Annotated in this window: 9 protein-coding genes; 2 read left to right on the top strand and 7 right to left on the bottom strand. The window is 45.1% G+C overall.

The genetic code is table 11. From position 1 onward, the window contains the following. Positions 1 to 338 precede the first annotated feature (338 nt). The gene (locus tag HYR79_10545) at positions 339 to 803 is read right to left on the bottom strand and encodes a VOC family protein (GenBank protein ID MBI1822134.1); all 465 of its coding nucleotides are present in this window, start codon (positions 801 to 803) and stop codon (positions 339 to 341) included. A 117-nt stretch (positions 804 to 920) separates the two neighbouring features. On the opposite strand from HYR79_10545, the gene HYR79_10540 reads away from it, so the two are divergent. Further along, positions 921 to 1,544: a TetR/AcrR family transcriptional regulator gene (locus HYR79_10540; protein ID MBI1822133.1), complete on the top strand. Its 624-nt coding sequence runs from the start codon at positions 921 to 923 to the stop codon at positions 1,542 to 1,544. A 23-nt stretch (positions 1,545 to 1,567) separates the two neighbouring features. Here HYR79_10540 and HYR79_10535 read toward each other — a convergent pair whose 3' ends face one another. Together HYR79_10535 and HYR79_10530 are read right to left on the bottom strand one after the other, a co-directional pair. Beyond that, positions 1,568 to 1,903, bottom strand: coding sequence for a winged helix-turn-helix transcriptional regulator (locus HYR79_10535; protein ID MBI1822132.1), 336 nt, complete (start codon positions 1,901 to 1,903; stop codon positions 1,568 to 1,570). A 60-nt stretch (positions 1,904 to 1,963) separates the two neighbouring features. Next, the gene (locus tag HYR79_10530; GenBank protein ID MBI1822131.1) at positions 1,964 to 2,497 is read right to left on the bottom strand and encodes an SRPBCC family protein; all 534 of its coding nucleotides are present in this window, start codon (positions 2,495 to 2,497) and stop codon (positions 1,964 to 1,966) included. 131 nt (positions 2,498 to 2,628) lie between these two features. On the opposite strand from HYR79_10530, the gene HYR79_10525 reads away from it, so the two are divergent. Beyond that, positions 2,629 to 2,850 (top strand): type II toxin-antitoxin system HicB family antitoxin, encoded by a 222-nt coding sequence (locus HYR79_10525; protein ID MBI1822130.1) that lies wholly within the window; start codon positions 2,629 to 2,631, stop codon positions 2,848 to 2,850. 183 nt (positions 2,851 to 3,033) lie between these two features. Here HYR79_10525 and HYR79_10520 read toward each other — a convergent pair whose 3' ends face one another. From HYR79_10520 to HYR79_10505, 4 genes are all read right to left on the bottom strand, one after another. Beyond that, entirely contained in the window at positions 3,034 to 3,609 is a 576-nt protein-coding gene (locus tag HYR79_10520) for a DUF1697 domain-containing protein (protein MBI1822129.1), read from the bottom strand. Positions 3,610 to 3,903: 294 nt separating this feature from the next. Next, a complete protein-coding gene (locus tag HYR79_10515; GenBank protein ID MBI1822128.1) occupies positions 3,904 to 4,296 on the bottom strand; it encodes a DUF4440 domain-containing protein in 393 nt (130 codons plus the stop codon). A 146-nt stretch (positions 4,297 to 4,442) separates the two neighbouring features. Further along, the gene (locus tag HYR79_10510) at positions 4,443 to 4,991 is read right to left on the bottom strand and encodes an SRPBCC family protein (protein ID MBI1822127.1); all 549 of its coding nucleotides are present in this window, start codon (positions 4,989 to 4,991) and stop codon (positions 4,443 to 4,445) included. Positions 4,992 to 5,142: 151 nt separating this feature from the next. After that, positions 5,143 to 7,374, bottom strand: a complete 2,232-nt coding sequence (locus HYR79_10505) for a TonB-dependent receptor (protein MBI1822126.1) — start codon at positions 7,372 to 7,374, stop codon at positions 5,143 to 5,145. Positions 7,375 to 7,380: the final 6 nt, after the last annotated feature.

The raw sequence follows: 7,380 nt of genomic DNA, 5'->3' as shown, positions 1-7,380 counted from the left end.
GTCGGGAATGAGATGGACCGTCAAAGGCGCCAATGCGATTATCGCCCTGCGCTGCTGCCAGATCAGCGGCCGGTGGGAGGAGTTTTGGGGAAATCGGGCAACCGGGTGAGAAGTTTACCCATAAATTTGTCTCACACCCGTTCAATCATGGCCGATTATTGTTTCGAAAATGCATGCGTCATCGCTAACAAATAGAACGGTTATCGTTGGAAAATTATGATTGTCTCCCCATTTTTGCTGGAAAACTTGAAGTCCCTCTTTTCGCCATATTCTCGGGATTGATATAATTTATTTTCATAATTTTACTCTTTTATTTATAAATTTTTAGCGGCGAATTCTCATTTCCCTTCGTATGCCTGCTTTAATTTTTCAATATCAAATTTTTTCATTTTGAGAAACGCTTCAGTTACTCGCGCCACCTTTTTCGCGTCTTTGTTCTTGAGCATATCGTCCATAACCGTGGGAACAATCTGCCACGAGAGGCCATATTTGTCTTTGAGCCAGCCGCACTGTCCTGCCTTTGGGTCCGCGGAGAGTTTCTCCCAGTAGTAATCAATCTCTTCTTGAGTTTCACAATTCACCACGAACGATATCGCCTCGTTGAATTTGAAAAGCGGTCCGGCGCTCATCAGGGTAAATTCTTGACCCAACAGTTCAATGGTGACAATCTCGACCGTTCCCGAAGGGGTATCATGAAGCGTTGTTGTATTCTTGATTTTTGAGTCTTTGAAGACGGACGTATAGAACTCGGCCGCCGATTTGGCTTCTTTGTCAAACCATAAAAAGGGAGTGATTTTTTGCATAAGTTTATTTTCCTTTCTCTTTTGGATTCAATCCATTGGGCACAGGCCAGCGACTTTAGAAAAGAAATAACATACCTTTTGGTATGTAGTCAAGAAAAATGATAGAATGAATACGGTATGAAAAAATCGCCGAAAATAAGATCACGGGATCCAGTAAAGACCCGCGCCAGGATCCTCGAAGTTGCTTTTACGGAAATCCTCAAGGGCGGTTTTCAAGGCGTTAGCATTGATCAAATCGTCGACAAGACCCAAATGACAAAAGGGGCCTTTTTTCACCACTTTCCAACCAAACAAGCTTTAGGATATGCCCTCGTAGATGAGATTTTGAGTGAAATGGTTCTTGATCGATGGATCCGTCCACTAGAAGAATACGACAACCCCATTGAAGGCATTGTAAAGGTCCTGAAGAAAGTGATTGACGCGACTCCCGATGAGCACATTCCTCTCGGCTGTCCTTTGAACAACCTGATTCAAGAAATGTCGTCGGTTGATCCGGTATTCCGGGACAAACTCAGAGATGTTCTTGAGCTCTGGATGGATGGCATAGAAGGCTATCTTCGAAAAGCCAAACAACGAGGATTCTTGAAGAAAGAAATTAATCCGAGGCAACTGGCGGAGTTTATCGTGATGAATCACGAGGGAGCCTTCGGTATGACTAAAAGCTTGAGAGATCGAAAAGTGTTTAGATCTCTGCACGCCATGCTCAAGAGTTATCTGGATAGTGCGACAATTGCAAAGTAAGTTTTTTTGAGTGTTGATGTTACTCAGCGTTTCTTTTTTCCGTGCTTTCGATTCAAATGCTCTGCCAATGCATCCAACTTTGAGTTCCAAAATGCTTCAAATTCATCAACCCAGGTTGAAACATTTCTTAGAGGCTTCGGGTGGAGGCGGTAAATCCTTTGTCTTCCATTTCTTTTTTCTGAAACCAATTCCGCTTTTTTTAATATTTTAAGATGTTGGGAAATTGCTGCGAACGACATACCGAATGGTTCAACAAGCTCACTTGCCGGTTTCTCACCCCCCTTAAGGAGAACGAGAATGGTCCTCCTTGCAGGGTGGGAAATTGCGTGAAATACATCATTTTTCTGTAGCGGTCGCATGATTGACATTTCCCTCGCAAAAGTTAATCAATCCAATAATAGTCAACGCCGAATCTAAAGTTATTTCCATCCCGGGTATAGACGCTGGACCTCACCGAATCGACTCATCCAATCTGGAAGTGGTTTCCTGTCAAGCTGGGCTGCCAACCGATCGAGGAAGGTGTGGAGGCCAGGAGTGAAACCTAGCGCCGTTTGTTTCGTCAGTCTTCGATATGTCACCGTGACAACCGTAGAGGCTCCTGAAGCCACCAGCTCCCATCTGACAACGGCATCTTCTCCAATTGGGAGCTCTGTCCGTGGTGCCACCTTCCACTCGTATTCAAAGATGCAGGGAGGTTCCCAGGCTAAAATTCTTCCAACAGAGTGAAATTGTGCAGGGCCAGAAACCAGATCTACCGTACCTCCTGGGCGAGCATCGATCTTGAATGAACTCATGAACCAAGATTTAACCTGTTCTGGATCAGTAATCGCATCCCAGACGAGATTGATCGCGTGTGGATATATTCTGTTAAAAACGAGCGTCGCATGGTCGCCCTCGGCGCACATCTTGCCAAGCGCTGTAGTTGGCATCTCGTCATCTGGTTTCCTTGTCATGGCCCCTCCTTAAGAATTCCATATTAATATGATCCCTTTAATTATAATTAAGTATTATCTTAAATGTCAAATAATATTTTAGTAATTACTTAAATAATTAATTTTAGTTGAAAAATAAATTTGATTCCATAATGGAATACAAGGGATATATTGGGTATGCGGAATTTGATGATGAAACGGATTTATTTCACGGTGAAGTAATAAATACACGGGACGTCATTACCTTTCAAGGTACATCGGTCAAAGAACTCAAACTTGAGTTCAAAAAATCTATCGATGTGTACCTCAATTTTTGTGCAAGGCACGGCAAGGAGCCGGATAAACCATTTTCCGGCAGGCGAACGAACGATTAAATGTCATCTATTGTTTTCTTGCTTTTCGTAGCCATGTGTTCCAAGACTCACGGATAGCGATTTAGAAAAAACATAAAACTATATTGTGAAAGTCAATCAATAAGTAGTGTCCCGGAATTTTCGTACTGTAATTTTGTGCCTGGTGTGACACGTTCGTGCAATCTGGACCTTGTTGGGGCATCGTCAGCCCATCTGTTCCGCTATTGACTTGATGTTGCTGACCGAGCGCCAGTTCCGCGCCGTCCCGGACATACCAAGCGATTTTTCAATGCGTGCGAAAAGCTTTGACCTCGCAATACCTTCGGGCGCATGAAGGTAGAAAATCTTCCCCTTGAGAGCAAATCGTTCGCTATCTTTCTTGATGTTTTGAAGGGTGATCAGATCTGGGCTCTCTGGCACGGAGGCCAGGAAAGTCAGATGCAGGGTCTTTGGCTCGGATTCCGCTTTCGGATAGGGGTTCGACTCAACAGCATCTTTCAGCTCATCCCATTTCAATATAATCACATGTGGAGCAAAACCATGACCACTCCGGATCGCGACTCCGATTCTGTCAGAAAGTTCTGAAGCGCCTGTTTTCTTGCTCTGAAAAACAGCGTTACCGCTTTGAATGTAGGTCTTGACATTGTTCAGACCTAATTTTTCCAGTAGACAGACCCATTCCTTCATCGGCAACAAGTTGGCGATGATCTCGGTTCCCGTTTGCGGCACGTCAACCTTATCGCTCTTACCATAATTAAACCGGTTATAGGCAAAGACCATGCTGATCGTTTTAACTTCCGGAAAGATTCTGCCCCATGAAGTGTCGATGTCGGCTCCGTAACCGCTCAAAAATACTATAACCGGATTCCCTTCACCGGCCATCACATACTCCAGTTTAGGGCCGCCGATATCAGCAGTTTTTTTCTCAGCTAACGGTTTCACCATAGCAATCGAGCACCCTGTGAGGCTTAGTGGAATCAATAGTAACAAATAACGCATCGCCATATCGTTCTTACCCGATCTGGTATTGAAATGGTTAACTTCCGCGTTAACCGTCGTGACGGCAACGGGCCGCTATGCCTTCAAGTGCTGGGTGATTGACCAGTGGGTCTGAATGATACGCCAGCTACCGTTCTGGCGCTGATACACTTCCGTACAATTCCAGCGCATCTGCGTTTCTCCGGTATACGAAACGTAGTTAAACGTCAGAACAGCCACATCACCGCACATCTGGACGACCGGGTTAATGATCTCATCACGGTCAATTCGAACTTGCCCCCGGAGGAGCTCGTAATAGCGAGTGAGCGCCTCCAGACCATTCAGGCGACGCTCTAAAAAGGGATCAAAATAAACCACCTCGGGGACGGATATCTCCAAATAACCGGAGGGGTCTCCCTTGCCCCATCGGTCTAAGGCCCCTCGTTCCATAGCAATAATGGTTGCGGCTACATCCGATTCATTATTCATGATAATATCTCCTTTGACCTCCGGCTAACTATAAAACTCACAAAAAAAGCAAAAAAAGGGACCAGGTCTATTTTATTGTCAATCTCCTGAAAATTTACTTCGTCAGCCCGCTTACTGACGTAAAGCAATAATATCAACTAAGTGGCCTATTCCCTATTCGGGTTTACGTGCGTGTTGAAAGAGTTGTTGGGCGTATTCTGTGAACGTGCCTTGCCGCCCGAAACAATCCAACGAAGAATCTTTACCCAAAGTGACCATGATTGTATTTTTGGCGGTAACCCGAGTGCTACTTGCGCCGTAGCAAGAGAGTCCTCCATCAAGGCGTCATGCATTGGCCGATAAACCAAAGGCCACGACCATATAGCGGGGCCACAGGTATTCATTTTCAGTGTATGCCTTAGGACAACTGGTAGTTTATAGCCGTTCACAATTTCGTATCCATGAAAACCATCGAAGCCTTTCGGGCCAGTGAAATGAAATTTGATTGATTTGCCCGGTATGTACTCCTCGACAAAGTACCTTATTGGGCCATGTCCACCCTTTGCACCAACTCCAAGCGAGCGGTCAAGTTCCATACGCGGCCATACATGTTTTGGCCACAACCGATCTTCTTTAGACGCAAGTAAATCAATGAGCGCGCCAATTTGTATCGGGTCCGCTTCAAGCCCACGCTCATGAATATTGAGTACTTTCATCTGATTTTCTCTGTTACGCCCAACGCAGAACCAAGTCGTAAGAAATTTAAAATTATTAATTTTACTACCTGAATCTTGTTTCTGGATAGTAACAAATCGAATTACAGATAGCAATTCTATCGCTATTACGATCTCGATTTTTGTTCAGAGTTTAAAATTCAGCCATTAAACCGATAAAAGGGATCATCTCATAGAGGGTTTGGACTTTTTGAACCAGCTTGTTCTGTGAATTGGTTTCATAAGAGACACCCGCGGGATTTAAGTGATTATAAAGGTTCCAGATTTCAAGGTAATAGGTCATCATCCAGGTGTTGTATACTTTTTTGTATTCGACCCGAAGATCCAGTTGATGGGTCGCGTCCAGTCTGGCCGAGTTGACCGGACCAAATACCAGATCATATTGATTGGTGGCGGTATTAAAGGAGCTGTCCACTAACGGCGTATAAGGGGTTCCCGAAATATACCGCCACCTTCCCCCCATATTCCACCGTTCATTCATCTGGTAACTTCCAACCAGCGTCAGGGTGTGAGGCCGTTCATATTCCGATATCCGCCAATCTTGACGATCATCTTTCAATCGGCCTTGAAGATAAGAATAGGAAATCCATCCGAAAAACCGGTCGGTTAATTTATGGCGAAGAAAAATTTCGGCTCCGGCCGCATATCCAATGCCTGAATTATCGAAATTCATCCCCGGCTGAGCCGAGGGAACAAACAGAAAGTCCATGGTTTTATAATAGACCTGAAAATCGAGATCGACACCTCCATTGAGATCCTGTTCATATCCCACGACATAATGAGTCGATCGGCTGGAACCGATTCCCGGCGTCCCATAACCCTCAATAAACTCCCCGTTTCGATCAGGCCATTCAAAATAATGTCCATACGACGCTTTTATCCGCTGATTCTTCCTGAACTTGTATAGAGCCGAAATTCTAGGGCTTAAATCTCGTGCCTCCGTCGGGCCAAAATAATCGAGCCGTCCCCCCAGGGTAAGGTCAAACACCGGAGTCAGGTGGAGGGTATCCGCCAGATAAAAATCTCCTCCTTCCGCCTTTTCGGAAAGATGCGCCGTTTTAGGGATTGAATTAGAAAAGGTGCAGTTTGGATCTGAGGGGGGACAGGGAACGGGAATAAATAGATCAACCGCTAAATTAGCATGGCCCCCTTCGACGCCAAAGGCAAAATATTGCTTTCCCAGATCATAAGTCAAATCTTCTTTTAACCTGAGTTGATCTGAATCGACATCAACAGACCGGATTGCTCCGATATTAAAGTGGGTGGCGTTGTTATCATGAAATAGGGTTAATATGGAACTTAACCGCGGGGTTAAGATTGATTTTAAGGTGATCCCCTGATCATGAAAACTAACAGCGGAGTTAAAATTGTCCAATAAGGGGTCCCGGGGATTAGGTTTTTTAGATTTAAAAGAAAACCCGTCATAAGAACCAAAAACAAGAAATGAAATTTCATTCTGATCCGAAAAATGATGATTGAATTTTGCCTGATAATCGTTAAAAACAGGAATAAATGTCCCCTCGTCCGAGGAGGGGATGTAATATTCCAAGAGCCCTTTTCTCCCGGAAAGGTATAGCGTAGAATCTTTTCCGACCGGACCTTCTACCCTTCCCTCCATCTGCACCGGGCTGGTATTTATTTTCGCGCCAAACCGGTCTTGCCGGCCATTTCGGCTTGTCATATCAATCACCGCGCCCATGGCGTCGCCGAACCGCGCCTCAAATCCCCCCGCGAAAAAATCAAGCGTCTGGATTAAATCGGGATTAATGGTACTATCTAAACCGGTAAAATGGAGAGGTAGAAAAACGGGAACCCGGTCAAGGAAAACCACATTATCAAAGGGTCCGGAACCCCGGGCATAAAAGTAGCCATTTCCAGCCGGAGCAGGGGTGACTCCTGGAAGGGCCTGAACGGCAAGTATGGGGTCGCCACCGGTTCCTGGAATTTTTTTGATCTCTTCCCGGTCGAGCGTCTGGCGCCCGGGATCCGGCGCTTTTCTGGCTTCTTCAACGACCGTCTCAAACCCGCCCGTTTTTTCCGGCTCCAGGTAATAGGTCTGAGACAACTCGATCCCGCTTTTAATCACAATCGAAAGATCCTCAATTTTTTTATATGAAATCGCTACAATAATGAAACGGTAAGTTCCTGGGAAAATATTTTCGATTGAAAAATTCCCCTGTTCGTCGGTAGAGGCTGTATATCCTCCGGGCTCTAAAAAGAGATTAGCGCCCGCAACCGGTATTTTTGTTCCTTTCTCCACCAGATTTCCATGGAATTTTCCCGTATTTTCAACCGGTTTTGCTTCTTCAGCAAAGCTGGTTCCAGAAATACTCATGACCAATAGACAAAAGAATAATCCCTTCATATTAAA

The organism is Nitrospirota bacterium, assembly GCA_016178585.1.
Taxonomy (GTDB): domain Bacteria; phylum Nitrospirota; class Nitrospiria; order JACQBW01; family JACQBW01; genus JACOTA01.
Note: the sequence above shows the minus strand (reverse complement) of the source record. Positions and strands in the feature narration are given on the sequence as shown.